The organism is Chimaeribacter arupi, assembly GCF_002858805.1.
Taxonomy (GTDB): domain Bacteria; phylum Pseudomonadota; class Gammaproteobacteria; order Enterobacterales; family Enterobacteriaceae; genus Chimaeribacter; species Chimaeribacter arupi.
The window spans coordinates 36,329-57,502 of the sequence record NZ_PJZI01000033.1 but is presented as its reverse complement, the minus strand read 5'-3'; the positions used below and the strand labels follow the sequence as shown (position 1 = coordinate 57,502).

Sequence of the window (21,174 nt, the reverse complement as noted above, 5' to 3'; positions counted from 1 at the left end):
TTATCGGTTTATCGCGCATAATCCGGCGAAATCACGGCCTTTTCCTGCCGGGTTGCTACGATCATAGAGAGACAGGGCAGCCCTGCTCTTACCCCCTCACACCGAGTTTTCTGGTTATCAGGAGTCCGGCAATGCGTGAGCAATGGAGTGAGCAACAAGCCAATACGTGGTACCAGCAACAGCGATGGCCCTGCGGGTTTAATTACCTGCCGCGCACGGCCGTGAACTGGACGGAACTCTGGCAAGCTGACACTTTCGATTCGCACACCATCGACCAGGAACTCAGCTGGGCACACGCCATCGGCTATAACCATCTGCGCATCAACCTGCCGTTTATCGTCTGGCAGGCGGACCGTGACGGCCTGCTGGCGCGGATTGACCACTTCCTGACGCTGGCGGCGAACCATCAGATGATGGTGATGCTGACGCTGATGGATGACTGCGGTTTCTCCGGCGATGAGCCGTTCCTCGGCCCGCAAAAAGCGCCGGAACCGGACATCCACAACAGCCAGGCCGCGGCCAGCCCCGGCCGCCGCACGGTGATGAACCGTGAAGGCTGGCCGGACATCGAACGCTATATCCGCGACGTGATCCGCACCTTCCGGGACGACCCGCGCGTGTTTATGTGGGATCTCTACAACGAGCCGGGCAACCGGGCGATTTTCATCGGCCCGGCGGAGGAAGTGCTGTTTGAACAGGAGCTGGAAACGTTCGCGCTGGAGCTGATGCACCAGGTGTTTGACTGGGCGCGCCTCGAAGACCCGACGCAGCCGCTGACGGTGGGGGCGTGGCACCTGCCGCTCAACCCCGGCCAGGCCACGCCGAGCTGGTACCAGCACCCGATTGACGTCGCGGCGGCACAGCGTTCAGACATCATCACCTTCCACGCTTACGTCGATACCCCGGCGCTGTTGCCGATCCTCGGCTACTGGCAGCAGATGCGCCGCCCGGTGATCTGCACCGAGTGGCTGGCACGCCATATCGGCAGCCTGATTGAACAACAGCTCCCGCAGTTCCACGCCCTGCGGGTCGGCTGTTACCAGTGGGGGCTGGTGCGCGGCAAAACCCAGACCTGGCTGCCGTGGCCGTTGATACGCAAAGAGAAGCGCGACGATCCAGCGCTCTGGTTCCACGATGTGCTCGACGAGCAAGGCACCCCGTTCCGCCAGGCGGAGATGGATCTGGTGCATCAGCTGACCGGGCGGGCCGGGCAAAAATAGCCTTTACCGCACCCCGGCAGGCAAGGCCGCCTATACGCCCAGATCGTGCCGCACCGCTTCCGGCAGGCTCTCCACCACCAGTTGGTAGGAGCTGTCGATCAGGAAATAAAACTGGGAATCGGGCAGATCGCCGTCAAGGAACAGGGTGTTCCAGTGGGCTTTGTTCAGGTGCTCGCCGGGCACAATCTCCGGGTGTTTGGCGCGCAACTCTTCGGCCAGCTCCGGGCTGGTTTTCAGCGAGATCGCAGGCCGCTCCTGCACTGCGCTCACCATCGCAAACATCATGTCACCGACCTTGATCTGGTTGGCGTTCCATTGGTTATCTACGCTCTGCTCCGCGCCCGGCTTGGACATACAGTAGTCGAGCAGGTCCGAACTGTTCATTGAAAGTCTCCTTGTAAGGTAGCGACGATGCGGCGCTGGCCGCCGTGGTTGCGGTGCTCACCCAGCCAGATGCCCTGCCAGGTGCCCAGCAGCAGTTTCCCGCGTTGCACCGGCAGCGTCAGTGACACGCCCAGCAAGGAGGATTTAATGTGGGCGGGCATATCATCCGGCCCTTCATAATCGTGCTGGTAGTCGGCATTTTCCGGCACCTGCCGCAGGAAATGGTGCTCCATATCTGCACGCACGGTGGGATCGCAATTCTCATTTAACGTCAGTGAGGCGGACGTGTGCATAAGCAACAGGTGCAACAGGCCGGTGTCCACTTGCGCTAACCTGTCCAGTTTGCCGGTCACCTCATCGGTGATCAGGTGAAACCCACGCGCTTTGGCGCTCAGGGTCAGGGTTTGCTGATGCCACATACATCCTCCATTTTTCACTCGGTTCCCTAAGTGTGTATCAACTGAGTGAAAGATAAAGGCGGCAGGCGGAATTTATCGGTATGGGAATGTAAAGGCGGGCGGCGTAAACGCCGGAAACAGGCAGGCCGGGCGCGGCCTGCCTCGAGGGGCTTACTGCACGGCGGCGAAGGCGTCAGCGACGCGCTGCACGTTGCCGTGGTTCAGGCCGGCCATGCAGACGCGGCCGCTGGCAATCAGGTAAACGCCGAACTCATTACGCAGGCGATCGACCTGCGCTTCACTGAAGCCGGTGTAACTGAACATGCCGCGTTGCGCCAGCAGGTAGTCGAAGTTGCGCCCCGGCAGGGACGTTTTCAGGCTGGCGACCAGCGTTTTGCGCATCTCCAGGATGCGGGTGCGCATCGCTTCCACTTCTGCCAGCCACTGTGCTTTCAGCCCGGCATCATTCAACACTTTCGCCACCACCTGCGCGCCAAAGTTCGGCGGGCTGGAGTAGTTGCGGCGCACGGTGGCCTTGAGCTGGCCCAGCACGCGGGCCGCGGCGTCATCGCTTTCGCACACCACTGACAGGCCGCCGACGCGCTCGCCGTACAGCGAGAAGATTTTGGAGAAGGAGTTGCTGACCAGGCACGGCAGCCCGGCGCGCGCCATTTCACGGATGGCGTAGGCGTCGTCGTCCATGCCGCCGCCAAAGCCCTGGTAGGCGATGTCGAGGAACGGGATCAGCTCACGCGCTTTGACCAGCGCAATCACCTCGTCCCACTCCGCGTGGGTCAGGTCAGAGCCGGTCGGGTTGTGGCAGCACGGGTGCAGCAGCACGATGCTTTTCGGCGGCAGTTGTTGCAGGCTTTCCAGCATTGCCGGGAGGTTCACGCCCAGGCGTTCCGGGTCATAGTACGGGTAGGTGTGCACGTTGAAGCCCGCGCCCGCGAAGATGGCGATGTGGTTCTCCCAGGTCGGGTCGCTGACCCACACTTCAGATTCAGGGAAATAGCGCTTGAGGAAATCCGCGCCCACTTTCAGCGCGCCGGAGCCGCCCACGGTCTGGATGGTGGCAATACGCCCCTGCGTCAGCATCGGGTGGTCGTCACCAAACAGCAGCGTCTGGATGGCCGAACGGTACGGTGCCAGCCCTTCCATCGGCAGGTAAACAGAGGCACCGTGCGGCGTGGCGGCCAGCACCTTTTCCGCCTGCTCAACGGCCTGCATCTGCGGGATCACACCCTGCTCGTTATAGTAAAGCCCGATGCTCAGGTTAACCTTCTGTTCTCTCGGATCGTGTTTGAAGCTTTCCATCAGCGACAGGATGGGATCACCCGCATAGGCATCAACATTATGGAACACGGTGCTGCACTCCTTGAATAGTCTGGTGTTACTGGGTAAATGGGCGGTGTTACGCGCCTCTGGTTATACGCTGTAGCGGCCGGGACGATGGTTCATGGCGATGATCAGGTTCAGCAGGAACGCGCCCGCCACCGAGGCCAGCAGCATCGGCAGGCTTACCACAAACAGTGATGCCAGCACGATCACCGCGTCCACGCCCATCTGAAATTTCCCGGCACGGATACCATATTTGTCCTGTAGGAAAAGTGCCAGGATATTTACCCCGCCCAGGCTCGCTTTGTGGCGGAATAACACAATAAACCCGATGCCCATGATCATATTGCCGAACAGCGTGGCGTAAAACGGCTGCAGATGGTCAACGTGGATGAACAGCGGGTGCAGGTCGGAAAACAGGGACACCAGCCCGACCGCGCAGAAGGTTTTCAGGGTGAACTGCCAGCCCATACGGCGGATCGCCAGCCAGTAGAACGGCAGGTTAATCAGGAAAAAGGCGGTGCCGAACGACACGTGGGTCAGGTAGTGCAGCAGGAAGGCCATCCCGGCGGTGCCGCCGGTGAGCGCGCCGGACTGGCGCAGCAGGATCACGCCGAACGAGACCATCAGCGTGCCCATCACAATCGCCAGCACATCTTCCAGCAGGGTATGAGAGAGTTTCTGAGATTCAGGGGTAATCACATTATCCATCGGGTCGGTCACTTCATCAGATAAGGGGGCAGCCAGGCTGCGGACCCCTTTATCCAGCAAAAAACGCGCCAGCTTTAGAGAAAACAGCGCTTGCCGTCCCGGTATTTACCCGGAAGGCCGTTTTCTGCATTTTCCCTTTCGGCAATCTGTTGTTAACTTTCGATATCCTCCGGTAACGTACTTTGCACATTTTCCCTGCCTGGCGCGCAAGTTGCGCAGTGATTACGGTAATGCCACACAAATTTCGCACAACACCCGCTTTTCATGCACCTTTATTGCGCAGCCCCAGCACCAAAAAGGTGCAACGCCGCTTACTGTGGCGGCGTTAATAATCCGTTCTCTTTGAGCCGGTTCAGCACCACGGAGGTCTTGATATGGGCAACACTTTCATGGCTTGAGAGGATTTTGCTGATGAGATCGCTTAAACCGGCTAAATCGGCCACGGCCACCTTCAGCAGATAATCGGCATCGCCGGTGGTTTTATAGGCGTCGATAATCGCGTCCACCTCGCCGAGCATGGTGTGGAAACTCGCCACATAGGGCGGCGTGTGGTTAATCAGCCGCACCTCAATCAGCCCAATCATCCCCAGCCCTACCGCTTCCGGGGCCAGCCGCGCATGGTAACCAAGGATCAGCTGCGCCTGCTCCAGGCTGATGCGGCGGCGTGAACACTGCGACGCTGACAGCCCCACCAGCTCGCTCAGCTCCTGGTTGGTCAGCCGCCCATTGCCCTGCAACAGGGTCAGAATTTTCAAATCGAAATCGTCAATGTTGTACATCATCCCGGCCTGTTTTTTGAGTGGTCACACAGCCTACCTGTTTTTACGCACCCGGCGCTGCCTCTTTGACACGCCGCCGAAAAAACGGGCGATCCCACTGAATCACCGCCGCTTTTCCCACATAACTGTGTACCGTCAGTGGGTTTTGCGGCCGGAAGATCGCGCGGGTCGCCCGGTTTCACCAAAAAAAGCCCTTCCACGGGAGGGCGTGGAAGGGCAGCAGAGGTACATTTCTCCCCTTTCAGCCAGGGATATTGTTATTCACCGCCACAAACATAGGCCGTTTGGGAGGATTCCGGATAACCCGTCTGCCCGCCCAGGGCGAGGTTATAGGCGTAGTAGTAATTGAGTTGTGACACATCACTCTCGTTGGTCCAGTAGTCACTGGAGGTATCCCAGTTATAGGCGCTCATATTGCCCCACAGGTTGACCAGGCTGGTCATGTTCCCCAGCGTCGGCAGGCCGCCACTGCTCAGGCACGCCGCCACGGCGGTAGGGTGGTCGCCCTGCGCGCTGGAACCGGCGGTGTAGAACCAGCTGACAAAGGTCCAGTTCTCGGTGACCACCTGCTGGGTCAGGTTATCGGTGATGGTAATGGCCAGGGCGCTGCCGTTGCCGGGGTTGCTGTTAAAGGTGACGTTGCCGTCATTGTCTACGGTCATTGCCGGGTTGTTGCTCGCCCAGCTCAGGTTGCCCGAGCCACCGGCCAGCGTGATATGGAAGCGCGCGCCCGGCCAGGCGATGACCGGCCCCTGCCCGAAGGTTTTGCCGTTGGCATTGCCGCCGTTGGCATCCACGGCTTCACGCGAGACCACTGTGATCGGCGTGGTGAAGCTGATGTTGGCGGTGGCGGTTTTCGCCGGGTTCTGGTCCAGCGTGGCGGTGAGCGCCACAGCAGCCAGGGTGGTGGCGCTGCGCACGGTGGCGGTGCCGTTCCCACCGGCATCCAGCGTAACCGGGCTGCCGGTGATGCTCACCGCCGGGTTATCCGCCGCCAGGGTGACGGAGCCGACAATCGCATTGCCGAAGGCATCCACCACTGAGACCGCCACCGGGTTGTCGCTGTCAGTGGTGTAGATGCCGTTGCTGGACGGCGTCAGCGTCACCACCGCGGTGTTCAGATCCGGCACGAACTGGTACGGCCCGCCGGTACCGGTCACGCCGTTGCTCAGGCGCGCCGCCACCACGGAGGCCGTACCGGCCACGGTACTGGTGAGGTTGAAGGTCACCTGCCCGTTGGCGTCAGTGGTGCCGCTGGGCACGGAGAGCTGGCCGAAATCAGTGGTGTAGGTCACCGGCAGATCCGGCAGCACATTATTGTTGGCATCCCGTACCGTGGCGGTCACGATAATCGGCGTGGCACCGTCCGCCGGCACGGTGCTGGTATTGGCCTGCACCGTGACCACCGCGGTGGAGATGTCCGCCGTGAAGGTCACCGGATCGGCCCCGGTCACCGTGCCGTTCAGGGTCGCGGTCAGGTTCGCCACCCCGGCCGCCAGGCTGCTCAGGCTGACGGTCAGTACGCCGTCACTGCCGGTGTTGCCGCCGGGCGCGGAGAGCGTGCCGAGCGAGCTGGCCCAGGTGATCGCCTGATCCGCCACCGGGTTGCTGTTGGCGTCGAGCACCGTGGCGGTGTACGTCACGCTGTCGCTGCCGTTGGCAATCGCGGTGGTGCGATCCACCGTCAGGGTGGCGATAGTGGCAGTGGACGCGTCAGCGATAAAGGCCGCCGCCGGTGCGCCGACTGCCGCCCCGCCGTTGACGCTGCCGGTTACCGCGACCGGCCCGGCCTGGGTGCTCACCAGCGGCAGCACCATCTGCCCGGCGGCGTTGGTCTGCCCGGTGCCGCCGTTGGCGAAGGTGCCGCGATCGGTGGTCAGCGTTACCGTTTGGTTCGCCAGCAGGTTGCCGTTGGCATCCGCGACGGTGGCGGTGTAGGTCAGCGCGTCAGTGCCGTTCGCCAGCGCCGTGGTTTTGTCGACGGTAAGCGAGGTGATCTGCGCCGTGCCCGCATCCGGTGTGAAGGTGACGACCGGTGCAGCCGAGGCCGCCCCGCCGCTGAGCTGCGCGTTCACCTGCGCATCCCCGGCCGTGGTGCTGCGCAGGGTAATGGTCGCCAGCCCATCCGCGCCGGTGCTGCTCTGCGCGCCCGCCAGGGTGCCGAGGGTGGTGGCCCAGTTCACCACAATGTCAGGCAGCGCATTGTTGTTGGCGTCAGTCACGGTGGCGGTGTAGGTCACTGCGTCGCTGCCGTTTGCCAGCGCCGTGGTTCTGTCCACCGTGACGCTGTTGATCCGCGCGGTAGCGGCATCCGCGATGAAGGTTGCCGGCGTCGCGGTGACCGGCGTGCCGTTCGCCAGTGACGCCCCAACGGAGGCTGTCCCGGCCTGTACGCTGGTCACCGTGGTCTGCGCCTGCCCGGCGGCGTTGGTCACCGCGGTGACGGTGCCCAGCGTGCCGAGGTTGGTGGTGAAGGTGATGGTCTGCCCCGGCACCGCGTTATCATTGATGTCCCGGACGTTGGCGGTATAGGTGATGGTGTCGCTGCCGTTCGCCAGCGCAGTCGATTTGTCATGCGTAATGCTGGCGATGGTGACGGTGGCCGGGTCACCGGTAAAGGTCACCTCCTCCGCCGCCCGCGGTGCACTGCTGCCGGCCTGCGCATTCACAATCGCCGCGCCGGCTTGCAGGCTGATGAGGCTGATGGTGGCGGTGCCGTCCGTGCCGGTGGTGCTGGCGGGTGCGGAGAGCGTGCCGAAACCGGTCGTCCAGTTCACCGTCTGGTTCGCCACCGGGTTGCCCTGCGCATCGGTGACCGTGGCGGTGTAGATCGCCTGATCGGTGCCGTTGGCCAGCACCAGCCGTTTGTTCACCGTGAGCGCAGTCACCGTGGCGCTGTTGGCATCGGCGGTGAAGGTCACGGTTTGTGCGGTTTTCGCCGGCTGGTTCGGGATGGTGGCCGACACAATCGCCTCGCCGCGTTCGGTACTGGTCAGCGTGGTGAGGTAGTGCCCTTCGGCGTTGGTGACGCCGGTGGGCGCCGCCAGCGTGCCGCGATCGGTGCTCAGGGTGATCGCTACGCCGCTGACGGCATTGTTATTCGCATCCACCACCAGCGCGTCATACGTCACCGGATCACTGCCGTTGGCAAGGGCGGTGAGTTTATCCGGCGTCAGCGTGCTGACTACCGCCGTGGCCGGATCGCCGCTGAAGGTGATCGGATCGGCGTTGATCGCCGCATTATTGTCGAGCCGTGCCGACACCTGCGCAATGCCTGCCGCCGCACTGGTGAGGGTGATGCTGCTGGTGCCGTTTACCCCGGTGGTGGTGCTCTGGGCAGACATATTCCCAAGCGTGGTGGCCCAGTTCACGGTTTGCGCCGGGATCAGGTTACCGTTGGCATCCACCACCGTGACGGTAAGGGTGACGGCGTCTGCCCCGTTGGCCAGCGCCTGGGTTTTATCTTCCGTGATCTGGCTGAAGGTGGCGGTGGCGGCATCCGGCACAAACAGCACCGGCGGCGCCTGCACCGGCTCCGAACCCTGCGGCTGCCCGGCCAGCGTTACCTGCGCAATCTCTATCGCCACCCCGGCCTGGGTGCTGGTCAGCGACACGGTGGCGATGCCGTCGGCATTGGTGGTGCTGGCCGGTACCGCATCCTGGCCGAGGGAGGTCGTCCAGCGTACCAGCACCCCTTTCACCGGCCGGTCGTTGTCATCCAGCACCAGGGCGCTGTAGACCACCGGGTCTGCGCCGTTGGCGACCGCCCGGTTCTTGTTCACCGTCAACTGGGCGATACGCGCATTACGCACCGCCACGGTTTCGTTGACGGTCACGGCGCTGAGCTGCACCTCGCCGACCGACGGCGTGACCACCACGCTGCCGGGGTTGTTCCCGGCGGTGAGCAGCACCTGATAGACACCCGGCGCGGTTTCATTGACGTTACCGAGCCGTGCTGCGATCGCCGGCTGGTTGCTGCTGTCAGTGAGGGTTTCCGCCAGGGAGAAGGTCAGGTCAGCGCCCAGCCCGGACACCGGGTTGCCTTCCGTGTCCACCACTTTCACCTCCACCAGCGAGGTGCTCTGGCTGTCCGCCAGGATGTCCGTCGGGGTCGCGGTGGTGGTGGATCTCACATTGTCGATCGCCGCGCCGTTCACGATGATCAAGGACGAGGCGGTATTGGAGCGGTTGCCTTTGCTGTCCGCCGCGATGCCGGAGAGCGGGTAGCTGTTCGGGCTGCCGTCATATTTGAACGGCGGCATTTTCACCTGATAGCGCCCGCCGCCGAGATCGACCACGGCACCGCCTGCGGCGACCAGTTCGCTCTGCTGCCACTCAATGCGTGACAGCGCATATTTGGATTGCAGGGTATAGCCGATGTCATACAACTGCCCGCTGCGGCCGCTGATCTCCGGCGGCAGGCCGAGGGTGATCAGGATCTTTTTGCGGAACTCCATCACGATCTCGTTGTTGCGATCCACCAGGTCGAGCCGGCTGCCCGCCAGGCTGCGCCTCAGCGCCACATTTTCCGACGAGACCTGCTCATCCCACGGGACGCCGAAGGTGTAGTTGAACATCATGCTGTAGCGGGTGTCGTCCATCCCGCCTTTGCCCTGGCGGTAGTCCACGCCGAAACTCACCAGCGGCACCGGCGTATAGTTCACCCCAACGGTGATGGCGTGCGGGTCTTTCTGGCGGTTATCGATGCCGAACAGCGCCACGCTGTTGCCGTAGTACTGCTCGTACGCCAGCTTGCCGCCTACCTGCGGGTAGGCCGGGATATAGCCCTGCGCCATCACATCCCAGCCGTTGGCCGGGCGCTCCTCATAATCTTCCAGCTCTTCGGAATCCACCCAGTTGGTCAGGCGCATATAGACGTTGGTGGAGAGTTTCAGGTAGTCACGCCACGCCTCCAGCCCCAGCCCCATGCGGGCGTTATTGTTGGTGATTTCCTGATCGTAGAACGCGTTATAGCCGAACATCCAGCCGTTGTCGGTAAAGTGGCGCTGGCCGAGCCCGAGGTTGGCGATCACCCGGTCGCTGACGTCACGCACGCCGAACTGGGTGAAGAAGATGCGCGAGCGGCTCTGCCAGAGGGGCGTCAGCATATCCAGCGAGCTGGTGTCGAGGTCACTGCCGTCGGACACGGCCAGGTTGGCGCGCACGGTGCCGAACTGGCTGAGCCAGCCCTCCACCGTGGAGGTGGCAGCCTGCGCCGCCTGTGACTGCACAAAGTTCTGTGCGGCATCGCCGTTGCTGTAACGGCCGCCGGTGGCCTGGCCGAAGGCTTTGGCCTGCTGGGCAAAGATGCGCTCATCCGGCGCTTTTTCTTCGCTCAGCAGGGTACCGCCCAGGCTCGGCAGTGCCTGGTCGCGCTCACTCATCGGGATCAGCAAAATATCCCCGCCACCGAGCCTGAGCATCGCCTCGCGGTTTGGCTGGCGGTACTGGTTCAGCTTCCAGAGGTCGTCCAGGGTCAGGTTTTTGCGCTGGGCGACAAGTTTCGCCGTTTCACCGGGTTGCAGGGTGTACATGCTGGCGCGGCTGAGGGTCTGCTCCTCCAGTTGTATGCCCGGCGGGGGCGCGGCGCGGGCCTGAAGCGGCAGCAGCACCACGAATAACTGGAGGAAAATTTGCAGCCATACGGTGCACAACAGCAGACAGCGATGCATGCGCACCGCCCCAAGAAGAGACGCGCCGGAGGAAACGTTCATTGTTATATCCCACCCTGTTTACCGAATTTTAAATAAAGCTGGCCCGCGTCTTTTTCAGCACGCATTCACGCGGGAATAAGAGGCCGGTTAATTCCGGCCGCTTTTGGGAAACAGACCACTGCATATATGGGCGAACAACGACCGGCATCGCCCGGCACCACAATAAAAGGGAAACGTAACAAGATTTGTCTGACCATAAACGTATAGTCTTTAATTAATACTGTCAAACACTGCTGCTTATTTTTAAGGCGTTGTTCTGCGCCGTGTTAATTTCGTCTCCCCGGCGGGGTAAATACAAGAAATCTTTTATCAAGTAACAGCAAGCCATTGTTTGATAAACAATAAAAACAGAAACTATTTATCCCCATTTAAATTAACGCCCTATTTCTGTGAAAAGGTGAGCGTCGCCCTTGGGAAATAAAAATCAGGTTCACTTCACACTTTTATCAGTACAATCGCAGCGGGTATTAATGAGTTAATTGCGACGCAAAAAATAAACTTAATCATTTCCTGCCTGACTGGTTATGCTTTTTAACCATCCCTGTTTTATCATGCTAAATACAACCTGCTAATGTGGATGATAAAAATGCCGCGTGGGCGGGTAACCTCAGATAAGGGGATAACGATCGATAAGGAGGGACGGTAAAGGGAAATAAAAAGCGTTAAAGGGAATAAATAAACAGGCGGCACCGGGGCCGCCTGGGAAAATTTTTACTTACCGGCGGCGGTTTATTCCTCCGGGTACTCCATCGCCACCCGCGATGTCAGTTTGGTAATCAGTTCATAGGCGCTGATACCGGTGGCCGCGGCCACCCGCTCCACCGGCAGAACGTCGCCCCAGAGGATCGCGTCATCCCCGACCCGATCGCCGGCGTCAGGCCCGAGATCGACGGAGATCATGTCCATCGACACCCGGCCGACAATCGGCACGTCGCGCCCGTTGATGTGCACCGGCGTGCCGGTCGGCGCGCTGCGCGGGTAGCCGTCGCCGTAGCCGATGGCGATCACGCCGAGGCGGGTGTCGCGCTCGCTGCGCCAGATGCCGTTATAGCCGACCGGCTCACCGGCGCGGTGTTCCCGCACCGCGATCAGGCTGGCTTTCAGCGTCATCGCCGGGCGGAATCCGTGCTCTGCGGCATCCCCCTGCGCCAGCGGCGATACGCCGTACAGCACAATGCCGGGGCGCACCCAGTGCCGGTGCGCATCCGCCCACAGCAGAATGCCGCCGGACGCCGCAATCGACTGTTCGCCCGGTTTGCCCTGGGCAAAGCGGTCAAAGCAGGCGAGCTGGTCAAGCGTGGTGCGCTTTTCCGGTTCGTCGGCGCTGCTGAAGTGGCTCATGATGTTGACCGGCTGGCTGACGTTGCGGCAGGCGCACAGGCGGCGGTAGAAGGCGTCCGCCTCCTCCGGGCGCACGCCGAGCCGGTGCATCCCGCTGTCGAGCTTCATCCAGACTTTCACCGGCCGCGGCAGCAAGGCCTGCTCCAGCGCCTGGAGCTGCTCTTCGCTGTGCACGGCAGTGTCGATGTTGTTCGCCACCAATACCGGCAGATCGTCGGCGCTGAAGAAGCCCTCCAGCAGCAGTATCGGTTTCACGATGCCGCCGGAACGCAGGGCCAGCGCCTCGCCGATGCGCGCCACGCCGTAACAGTCGGCGTCTTGCAGGGTGTGTGCCGTTTCCAGCAGCCCATGCCCGTAGGCATTGGCTTTGACGACTGCGACCAGATGGCTTTGGGGGGCCAGCCGGCGCACCTGTTGCAGGTTGTGCCGCAGGGCGCGGCGGTCAATCACTGCGGTTGCCGCTTTCATGTCTCTTCCTTAGTGAGGGGGGCGTTATTCGTCGTCGTATTGCGGGCCGGCGTAGTTGTCAAAGCGCGACCACTGGCCGTTAAAGGTCAGCCGCACCGAGCCAATCGGGCCGTTACGCTGTTTACCGATAATGATCTCCGCGATGCCTTTCAGGTCACTGTTCTCGTGGTAGACCTCGTCGCGGTAAATGAACATGATCAAGTCCGCATCCTGCTCGATGGAGCCGGATTCACGCAGGTCGGAGTTGACCGGGCGCTTGTCGGCACGCTGTTCCAGGGAGCGGTTGAGCTGTGACAGCGCCACCACCGGCACCTGCAACTCTTTCGCCAGCGCCTTCAGCGAGCGGGAGATCTCGGCGATTTCCAGCGTACGGTTGTCGGAGAGCGACGGCACGCGCATCAGCTGGAGGTAGTCGATCATGATCATGCTCAGGCCGCCGTGTTCGCGGAACACGCGGCGCGCACGGGAGCGCACCTCGGTCGGCGTCAGGCCGGAGGAGTCATCAATGTACATGTTGCGTTTTTCCAGCAGGATGCCCATGGTGCTGGAGATACGCGCCCAGTCCTCATCATCGAGCTGGCCGGTACGGATGCGCGTCTGGTCCACGCGGGAGAGCGACGCCAGCATACGCATCATCAGCTGTTCGCCGGGCATCTCCAGGCTGAAGATTAGCACCGGTTTTTCCTGCAACATCGCGGCGTTTTCGCACAGGTTCATGGCGAAAGTGGTTTTACCCATCGACGGACGCGCCGCCACGATAATCAGATCCGACTTCTGCAAGCCGGCGGTTTTTTTGTTGAGGTCCTGGTAACCGGTGTCGACGCCGGTGACGCCGTCGTGCGGCGTCTGGTAAAGCGACTCAATACGCGACACGGTCGCTTCCAGGATCTGGTCAATGCTTTTCGGCCCTTCATCCTTGTTGGCACGGTTTTCCGCAATCTGGAATACGCGCGACTCGGCGAGATCGAGCAGGTCTTCACTGCTGCGGCCCTGCGGATCGTAACCCGCATCGGCGATCTCATTGGCCACCGAGATCATCTCACGCACCACTGCCCGCTCACGGACGATGTCGGCATAGGCGGCGATGTTGGCGGCGCTCGGCGTGTTTTTGGAAAGCTCCGCAAGGTAGGCGAAGCCGCCCACCGATTCCAGATCGCCCCGCTGTTCCAGCGACTCTGACAGCGTGATCAGGTCAATCGGCTTGCTCATCTCCAGCAGGCGCTGCATTTCGGTGAAGATCAACCGGTGAGGGCGGCTGAAGAAGTCATTCGCCGCTACGCGCTCTGATACGTTGTCCCAGCGTTCGTTGTCCAGCATTAACCCGCCCAGCACGGACTGCTCCGCCTCCAGCGAGTGCGGCGGGAGTTTCAGCCCTTCCATCTGGCGGTCTCGGGGTTCGGTGGGTTTGCTGAAGGGTTTTTTGGCTGACATGGGTAGATTTGTTTCCTGGGGTAAAGGTTTCCTGCCTGTGAGGAGGGCTGCGGCAGACGCAGCAGAAATTCGACGCGTCAGTATACTCAATTCTCTTAACGCTTTCTGCACTATCCCTCTCGATGAGGCGAAAAGCGCGCCCTCCCGGTGAGGCAAAAAGCGCGGGCTGGAAAGGCTGCCCGCTTTGGCGTAGCGTGAAGGAAACCCCTAACGGAGAAAAGCGACATGGCTAAACGCATTCAGTTTTCCGCCACCGGCGGGCCGGACGTGCTGGAATATGTGGACTTTACCCCGGCTGACCCCGGTGAACATGAGGTGCAGGTGGAGAACCGGGCGATCGGCATCAACTACATCGACACCTATGTGCGCAGCGGCCTTTACCCCCCGGCCACCTTCCCGTCCGGGCTGGGCACCGAGGCGGCGGGCGTGGTCACCAAAGTGGGCGGCGGCGTCAGCCACCTGAAGCCAGGGGACCGCGTGGTCTATGCGCAGGCCGGGCTGGGTGCGTACAGCGAAGTGCATAACGTGCCGGCGGACAAAGCCGCGCCGCTGCCGCAGGGGATCAGTTTCGAGGTGGCGGCCGCCTCGTTCCTGAAAGGGCTGACGGTCTACTACCTGTTGCGCCAGACCCACGAAGTGCAACCGGGCGAAGTGTTTTTGTTCCACGCGGCGGCCGGCGGCGTCGGGCTTATCGCCTGCCAGTGGGCAAAAGCGCTGGGCGCGAAGCTTATCGGCACCGTGAGCAGTGATGAAAAAGCCGAACGGGCGAAACAGGCCGGGGCCTGGGCGGTAATCAACTCCCAGCGGGAGGATATCGCGGCGCGCGTGGCAGAGCTGACGCAGGGTGAAAAGGTGGGCGTGGTGTTTGACTCAGTGGGCCAGGCAACCTGGCTCGATTCGCTCAACAGCCTGAAACGCCGCGGCCTGATGGTGAGTTTCGGCAACGCGTCCGGCCCGGTCACCGGTGTGGACCTCGGCATCCTGAACCAGAAAGGCTCGCTGTTTGTCACCCGGCCGTCACTCAACGGCTACGTCACCAATTATGAGGAGTTGCTGAGCGCCAGCCAGGAGCTGTTCGCCATGCTGGCCGGTGGGGTGATTCAGGTTGAGGTGCCGGAGAGCCAGAAATTCCCGCTGTCTGAGGCGAAACGCGCCCATGAACTGCTGCAAAGCCGCCGGACGCAAGGCTCAAGCCTGCTGATCCCCGGCCGCTGAACCAACTTCTGAAAAGCAAAGAGGGCTTCCGAAGAAGCCCTCTGATGCTATCGCGTAACGATAAACGCTTTCACGATAATTCATGCACTGTAGGAGTAGGGTTACAGCGGCGCACCCAGGGGATGGTGTCACTTCAGCGACTATTGTCTATCCCGCCGGGCTGGATGAATCCGTCATTGCAGGCCGTGGCATAGCCGGCAATAGAAAGCTGGACACATCCTAACAGCCCGCTTTGTTAAAAAATATGGATAATGTCTTAAAACACCGGGAAATCTGCCGGGTTGTGATCATCACCGCAGAATAGTGCCTCAGGTCAGCAAATTTTTTCACCATCCTGTTACCTGATCGACGATTTATTACCCTGAAATGTAACGCTATTTTTTGAACAGCTGGGATTTGCCGTAACAGGTTCCGTTAATAACGGCGCAGTTTCGGCTTCTGCACGGCCCGGTAAATCCACACCACCGCTACCGCCAGCAGCAACCACGGTAACAATTTTATAACCATTGTGAACAAGCCGCCGACCATCATAAACAGGGTGGCCACCAGCAGCGCCGCCACAATGCCAATCAGTGAAACGCCGGTAAACAGCAGCATGGCAAAGAAGCCAATAACAAAGAAAAGCTCGATCATGGCAAGCCTCCAAAAAAGAAAAAGGTCTTCCCTGCTATTACAAAAAGCGTGCCAACTTCAGGCGGTGCTAACCCGTTGATAAAACAAAACACCCGCAGCGGCAGGCGGCGGGTGTTGGTGGAAAGCGCGAACAAGTGGCGAAAATAACGACACGTTATGGCTACGGTACGTTATTTTCCTGCCCTATTAAAAACAGCACTGCTTACGGCTGCGCCGGGCTGCCGTGGGGGGCGATCACGCATTGCAGCGCACGTTCCACCACGTCGACATCCGCCCCGGCTTTGTGGGCGTTTTCGCTCAGGTAACGTCGCCATTGGCGCGCGCCCGGCACTCCCTGGAACAAGCCGAGAATGTGGCGGGTAATGTGGCCGAGATAGGTGCCGCGTGACAGTTCCGCCTCAATGTACGGATAGAGCGCCCGTACCACGTCAACACCGGTGCGCACCGCATCGTCACTGCCGAAAATCTCGCGGTCAACCTGCAACAGGATGCCGGGGTTCTGGTAGGCTTCGCGGCCCATCATTACGCCGTCCAGGTGGGCCAGGTGCGCTTTCGCTTCGTCCAGCGTTTTCACCCCGCCGTTGATCGCCAGCGTCAGGTGCGGGAAATCCTGTTTCAGCTGGTAGACACGCGGGTAGTCCAGCGGTGGGATCTCGCGGTTCTCTTTCGGGCTGAGGCCGGAAAGCCAGGCTTTGCGCGCATGGAGGGTGAACATCTCACATTCGCCGCGCCCGGACACCGTGTCGATAAAGTCACACAGGAAGGCGTAGCTGTCCTGATCGTCAATCCCGATGCGGGTTTTTACCGTGACCGGAATCGACACCACGTCGCGCATCGCTTTGATGCAGTCTGCCACCAGCCCGGCCTGCCCCATCAGGCAGGCACCGAACATGCCGTTCTGTACCCGGTCAGAGGGGCAGCCGACGTTCAGGTTCACCTCATCGTAACCGCGTTCTTCCGCCAGCTTCGCGCAGTGCGCCAGCGCGGCCGGGTCACTGCCGCCCAGTTGCAGCGCCACCGGGTGCTCCGCGTCGCTGTACGCCAGGTAGTCACCTTTGCCGTGAATAATGGCCCCGGTGGTCACCATTTCGGTATAGAGCAGCGTCTGGCGGCTCAGTAAACGGTGGAAATAGCGGCAGTGGCGATCGGTCCAGTCGAGCATGGGCGCCACAGAAAACGTGTGTGCCGGACGGGTCGGCGCGGTGCGAGAAGTTGTCATAACGAGATTGGGCAGTTCCGGAAGGTCAAAAGATCGCCTGTCAGCAACAGGCACAACACAGCGGCGCATCGCCGCAGGCAAACGTCTATTGTACAGCGATCGCGGCGATTTAACAGGCCACCTCTGCACGCGTTTTGCCGGGAGGTTCGTCGATTTGCGGTAAACGTGGTAAAATCGTCTCTTCTTTTGTGCCGGGAAATTTGCCATGAACTCTTCCATCCAGGACTCCCTCAACCAGGAAAAGCTCCTTGCTCAGGCTGAGCAGCTGTGCCAACAGCGCAATGTGCGCCTGACCCCCCAACGGCTGGAAGTGCTGCGCCTGATGGCGCTTCAGCCTGGCGCAATCAGTGCGTACGATCTGCTGGATCTGCTGCGTGAATCCGAGCCGCAGGCCAAGCCGCCTACCGTGTACCGCGCCCTCGATTTCCTGCTGGAGCAAGGCTTTATCCACCGGGTCGAGTCCGCCAACAGTTATGTGCTGTGCCACCACTTTGAAGAACCGACCCACGCCTCGGCGATGTTCATCTGTGACCGCTGCGGCCAGGTGACGGAAAAAACCACCGAAGGGATTGAAGAGATTCTGGTGAAACTGGCGCAGACGGCCGGTTTTGCGCTGCGGCACAGCGTGGTGGAAGCCCACGGGTTGTGCGCGCCCTGCCGGGAAGTGGAAGCCTGTGATGACAAACACGCCTGCGGGCACGATCACAGCATTGCCATTAAGAAACGGTAATTTTTCAGAAAGCCATTGTTTAAAAAACAGTTTAAACGTAAGGCATCAGCACCGGCCAGGCAGTGAAGAAGAAAAGGATTTTTAAGAAGGTTTTCAGAAGATTTCAGGAAGAGTCCGGAAAAAAGTTCAGGCTCTGGGGGGCACGAAAGGGTACATCCTTGTACCTATCATCCGCTTCTTTGCTTATCGGGTAGGAGCAGCTAAAGAGCCCTTGGATCCTCACTTCTGGCCTGCCCCTGCATGAGTGGCATCATGCGTGGGAAGAGCAGGCCGGAACAGGGGGACGACAGCTATCGCGACACGTTACACCCTGCGTACTCTCTGATGTACTGTCACAGCACTACCATTTGTAGTTGTTGCTGTCTTCCCAGGTTTTCACTTCTTTTTCAGCAGCGTCTTTCTCGTAACCGTAGCGCTCCTGAATCTTACCGACAAGCTGCTCACGTTTACCTTCGATGACCGTCATATCGTCATCCGTCAGCTTGCCCCATTGCTCTTTTACGCTGCCTTTAAACTGTTTCCAGTTACCGCCGGCTTGATCTTTATTCATCGTAATCTCCTTATCTCATTCAGATGAGGGGTTATGGACATCACTCCATCGCCCGTTACAGATACTCACGGCAGGGAACCTTATTCACCGGGCTCAGAATTCATCCTTCACAAAACCCGTGGGTGCCAGTGTCAGCCTGGTATTTATGGCTGCCTCTGCGCCTGCCGTGTTAATAACTATAGTAGGTAATACGGAATTTGGGCGCCTTTCCAGTCAGATTAACCTTAAAAACGCGTTACAGCGGAACAGGGACAGCCTAAAAAGGAAGGGAAAACAGACGTTAACGTGAAGTGATAATAACTGTCAGTAGATGTAAACCAATATGTCCTCCAGCGGGCCGGGCGCAGCAAATTGCTGCGCCGGCCGCCTGCCTTATTGCGCGGCTGTTGATGCCGTAAACCAGCTTCCGCGCTGCTGATGGCGGTGCCACAGCCACCCCAGCGCCGCCCCGCGCAGTGCCAGAAATACCGTCAGCGCCAGCCACAACGCATGGTTGCCGAGCCACGGCAGCGTCAGCAGCGTCAGGCCGTAACCGGCAGCCGCGACGGCCATGCTGTTACGCATCTCCCGGCCGCGTGTCGCCCCGACAAACATGCCGTCCAGCAGATAACACCAGACCCCGGCCAGCGGCAACACCACCTGCCAGCCGAGATAGTGCTGCGCCAGTTGCTGTAACGCCGGCAGCGACGTCAGCGCATGGACAATCTGCATCCCGAACAGTGCGTAAGCCGCGGCAAACGCCAGCGCCACCATCCCCGCCTGACGGCAGGCAGCGTGCCACACCCGCAACAGCCGCTCGCGGTTGCGCGCGCCAAACGCCTCACCGGAATGGGCTTCCACGGCATAGGCAAAGCCGTCCAGCGCGTAGGCGGTGAAGGTCAGCAGGTTCATCAGGAGCGCATTGACCGCCACCGTCTCGTTGCCCAGCCGGGCACCGATAATCGTCAGGGAAGCGAAGCAGAGTTGCAGCAGCAGCGAGCGCAACATGATGTCGCGGTTCAGCGTCAGCAACCGCCGCAGGTCACCGCGCCAGCCCTGTTTCAGCAACGGCCAGCCAATACCGCGCCGCTGCATCACCCGCCACACCAGCCACAGCCCGAGCAGCAGCGTGGCGTACTCTGCCGTCACCGTGGCCCAGGCAGCGCCGCGCACGTTCCAGTGCAGGCCCATCACCAGCCAGAGGTCGAGCACAATGTTCAGCAGATTCCCGACAATCAGCAGCAGTACCGGCGCGCGCACATACTGCACGCCCAGCAGCCAGCCGAGGATCACCATATTGGCCAGCGCAGCAGGTGCGCTGAGCCAGCGGATTTCCAGGAAGCGCCGCGCCTGTTGCAGCACCGCGTCGTGGCCGCCCACAATGTTTAAGGCCAGGTCAATCAACGGATGGCGCAACAGCAGGATCGTCAGCCCAGCCAGCAGCGCCAGCAGCAACGGCTGCATAAAGGCGCGCGCCAGGCGGGCCGGGTTCTGCGCCCCAAAGGCCTGCGCCGCCATGCCGGTGGTGCTCATGCGCAAAAACAGCAGCAGCATAAATAAAAAGCTGGTCGCCATCGCGCCGACGGCTACCCCGCCCAGATAGACCGGGCTGTCGAGATGGCCGATCACGGCGGTGTCCACCAGCCCGAGCAGCGGCACAGTGATATTGGAAAAGATCATCGGCAGCGCCAGCCGCCAGAGATCCCGGTCAGTTTGCCCAAAGCAGGCAGTCACAGAGAATCGCATCAGAAAGGGTCACTTTTCTTACAGGCGTAAACTTGCCGGAATGCGGAACGCTAAAAACGACATCGCCCCAATAAAGGGGCGATGAGGCACAGCTGGAGGACTGTATAGGCGCGGCCGGTTCCATTAGCCGCGCCCCTGACTGGTCAGCTCCAGTCGCCGTTGCGGATCACGCCCACGGCCAGCCCTTCAATAGAGAAGGTCTGCTGGCGCAGATCAACCACAATCGGGGAAAACTCTTTGTTTTCCGGCAACAGGTGCACGATGTTGCCCTGCTTTTTCAGGCGCTTGACGGTTACTTCATCATCAATACGGGCAACCACGACCTGCCCGTTACGTGCGTCCTGCGTTTTATGCACGGCCAGCAGGTCACCATCCAGAATCCCGATGTCTTTCATCGACATCCCGCTGACACGCAGCAGGAAATCCGCGTTGGGTTTAAACATCGCCGGGTCTATCTGGTAGTGGCTTTCAATATGTTGCTGGGCCAGCAGCGGCTCACCGGCGGCCACACGGCCGATCAGCGGCAGGCCGTCTTCTTCTTCCATCAGCAAACGGATGCCGCGTGAGGCACCGGAAATGATCTCGATCACCCCTTTGCGCGACAGTGCCTTAAGGTGCTCCTCGGCCGCGTTGGGTGAGCGGAACCCCAAACGTTGCGCAATCTCGGCACGCGTCGGCGGCATACCGGTCTGGGAAATATGGTCGCGAATAAGGTCATAGACCTCTTGCTGTCTGGCTGTTAATGCTTTCATCCCGCCCCCTGGTTGTTTATACAGTCTTGCTGGGAGTATATACAGCAAACACGCCCTTGAAAACCGCACAAACAAGAAAAAGCCTGTTTATGACGCGATTTACCTGCTTTACCGGTTACTTTTGCGTAAAACTTCGCAACTCAGAACAATCGCGGCAGCAGAACCATTGCCCAGACAAAAAGTGTCAGTATGATAGCCAGCGCAACGGCCGCCGACCCTAAATCTTTGGCGCGGCCGGAGAGCGGATGAAGTTCCGGCCCGATACGGTCGACGATGGCTTCTATGGCACTGTTGATAATTTCCACAATAAGGATAAGCCACAGTGAAGAGACCATCAGAATGCGTTCGGCGGTGCTCACATCCAGCCAGAAAGCCAGTAACATAGCCGGGATGACCATGATGGCTTCCTGCCGGAATGCGGCTTCATTTTTCCAGGCCGCGAGCACGCCCTTTACGGAGTAGCCGGCAGCTTTGTAGATGCGGATCAACCCGGTCGTCTGATTTGCCATACTTTCTGCACCTTAGGATGAATTAACAACATTTTAGCGGGAATTCCCCCGTGCGGC

17 protein-coding genes are annotated in these 21,174 nt (G+C 60.5%); 3 read left to right on the top strand and 14 right to left on the bottom strand.

Annotated features, from left to right (window positions below; genetic code table 11):
- Nucleotides 1–131 precede the first annotated feature (131 nt).
- On the top strand, nucleotides 132–1,220 hold the full coding sequence (locus CYR52_RS17530; protein ID WP_101829059.1) for a glycoside hydrolase 5 family protein: 1,089 nt from the start codon (nucleotides 132–134) through the stop codon (nucleotides 1,218–1,220).
- A gap of 30 nt (nucleotides 1,221–1,250) precedes the next feature.
- Here CYR52_RS17530 and CYR52_RS17525 read toward each other — a convergent pair whose 3' ends face one another.
- The 8 genes from CYR52_RS17525 to dnaB form a co-directional block, all read right to left on the bottom strand.
- A complete protein-coding gene (locus tag CYR52_RS17525; protein WP_072932974.1) occupies nucleotides 1,251–1,604 on the bottom strand; it encodes an MmcQ/YjbR family DNA-binding protein in 354 nt (117 codons plus the stop codon).
- Complete coding sequence (locus CYR52_RS17520) at nucleotides 1,601–2,023, bottom strand: secondary thiamine-phosphate synthase enzyme YjbQ (protein WP_101829058.1); 423 nt, start codon at nucleotides 2,021–2,023, stop codon at nucleotides 1,601–1,603. The genes CYR52_RS17525 and CYR52_RS17520 overlap by 4 nt, the downstream gene beginning before the upstream one ends.
- Before the next feature lie 150 nt (nucleotides 2,024–2,173).
- The gene (locus CYR52_RS17515) at nucleotides 2,174–3,367 is read right to left on the bottom strand and encodes an amino acid aminotransferase (RefSeq protein ID WP_101829057.1); all 1,194 of its coding nucleotides are present in this window, start codon (nucleotides 3,365–3,367) and stop codon (nucleotides 2,174–2,176) included.
- A 63-nt stretch (nucleotides 3,368–3,430) separates the two neighbouring features.
- A complete protein-coding gene (locus CYR52_RS17510) occupies nucleotides 3,431–4,051 on the bottom strand; it encodes a YitT family protein (protein ID WP_072933007.1) in 621 nt (206 codons plus the stop codon).
- A 311-nt stretch (nucleotides 4,052–4,362) separates the two neighbouring features.
- The gene (locus tag CYR52_RS17505) at nucleotides 4,363–4,830 is read right to left on the bottom strand and encodes an Lrp/AsnC family transcriptional regulator (RefSeq protein WP_072933005.1); all 468 of its coding nucleotides are present in this window, start codon (nucleotides 4,828–4,830) and stop codon (nucleotides 4,363–4,365) included.
- A 257-nt stretch (nucleotides 4,831–5,087) separates the two neighbouring features.
- Nucleotides 5,088–10,502 (bottom strand): Ig-like domain-containing protein, encoded by a 5,415-nt coding sequence (locus tag CYR52_RS17500; protein ID WP_165699098.1) that lies wholly within the window; start codon nucleotides 10,500–10,502, stop codon nucleotides 5,088–5,090.
- A 771-nt stretch (nucleotides 10,503–11,273) separates the two neighbouring features.
- Complete coding sequence (gene alr, locus CYR52_RS17495) at nucleotides 11,274–12,353, bottom strand: alanine racemase (protein ID WP_072932964.1); 1,080 nt, start codon at nucleotides 12,351–12,353, stop codon at nucleotides 11,274–11,276.
- 24 nt (nucleotides 12,354–12,377) lie between these two features.
- The gene (gene dnaB, locus CYR52_RS17490) at nucleotides 12,378–13,784 is read right to left on the bottom strand and encodes a replicative DNA helicase (protein WP_072932962.1); all 1,407 of its coding nucleotides are present in this window, start codon (nucleotides 13,782–13,784) and stop codon (nucleotides 12,378–12,380) included.
- A 225-nt stretch (nucleotides 13,785–14,009) separates the two neighbouring features.
- Between dnaB and CYR52_RS17485 the strand changes: the two genes are divergently transcribed.
- Nucleotides 14,010–14,999, top strand: a complete 990-nt coding sequence (locus tag CYR52_RS17485; RefSeq protein ID WP_101829055.1) for a quinone oxidoreductase — start codon at nucleotides 14,010–14,012, stop codon at nucleotides 14,997–14,999.
- 414 nt (nucleotides 15,000–15,413) lie between these two features.
- Here the strand turns inward: CYR52_RS17485 and pspG are convergent, their stop codons facing one another.
- Nucleotides 15,414–15,632 (bottom strand): envelope stress response protein PspG, encoded by a 219-nt coding sequence (gene pspG, locus CYR52_RS17480; protein ID WP_072932958.1) that lies wholly within the window; start codon nucleotides 15,630–15,632, stop codon nucleotides 15,414–15,416.
- 202 nt (nucleotides 15,633–15,834) lie between these two features.
- The gene (dusA, locus tag CYR52_RS17475; protein WP_072932956.1) at nucleotides 15,835–16,851 is read right to left on the bottom strand and encodes a tRNA dihydrouridine(20/20a) synthase DusA; all 1,017 of its coding nucleotides are present in this window, start codon (nucleotides 16,849–16,851) and stop codon (nucleotides 15,835–15,837) included.
- 205 nt (nucleotides 16,852–17,056) lie between these two features.
- On the opposite strand from dusA, the gene zur reads away from it, so the two are divergent.
- Nucleotides 17,057–17,581 (top strand): zinc uptake transcriptional repressor Zur, encoded by a 525-nt coding sequence (zur, locus tag CYR52_RS17470; protein ID WP_072932953.1) that lies wholly within the window; start codon nucleotides 17,057–17,059, stop codon nucleotides 17,579–17,581.
- Between the two features lie 340 nt (nucleotides 17,582–17,921).
- On the opposite strand, the gene CYR52_RS17465 is transcribed toward zur, so the two are convergent.
- From CYR52_RS17465 to CYR52_RS17450, 4 genes are all read right to left on the bottom strand, one after another.
- The gene (locus CYR52_RS17465) at nucleotides 17,922–18,131 is read right to left on the bottom strand and encodes a CsbD family protein (RefSeq protein ID WP_072932950.1); all 210 of its coding nucleotides are present in this window, start codon (nucleotides 18,129–18,131) and stop codon (nucleotides 17,922–17,924) included.
- A 372-nt stretch (nucleotides 18,132–18,503) separates the two neighbouring features.
- Nucleotides 18,504–19,856, bottom strand: coding sequence for an MATE family efflux transporter DinF (gene dinF / locus CYR52_RS17460; protein ID WP_101829054.1), 1,353 nt, complete (start codon nucleotides 19,854–19,856; stop codon nucleotides 18,504–18,506).
- A gap of 143 nt (nucleotides 19,857–19,999) precedes the next feature.
- Nucleotides 20,000–20,608, bottom strand: a complete 609-nt coding sequence (lexA, locus tag CYR52_RS17455) for a transcriptional repressor LexA (RefSeq protein WP_072932946.1) — start codon at nucleotides 20,606–20,608, stop codon at nucleotides 20,000–20,002.
- 140 nt (nucleotides 20,609–20,748) lie between these two features.
- Complete coding sequence (locus CYR52_RS17450) at nucleotides 20,749–21,117, bottom strand: diacylglycerol kinase (RefSeq protein ID WP_072932943.1); 369 nt, start codon at nucleotides 21,115–21,117, stop codon at nucleotides 20,749–20,751.
- Nucleotides 21,118–21,174 lie beyond the last annotated feature (57 nt).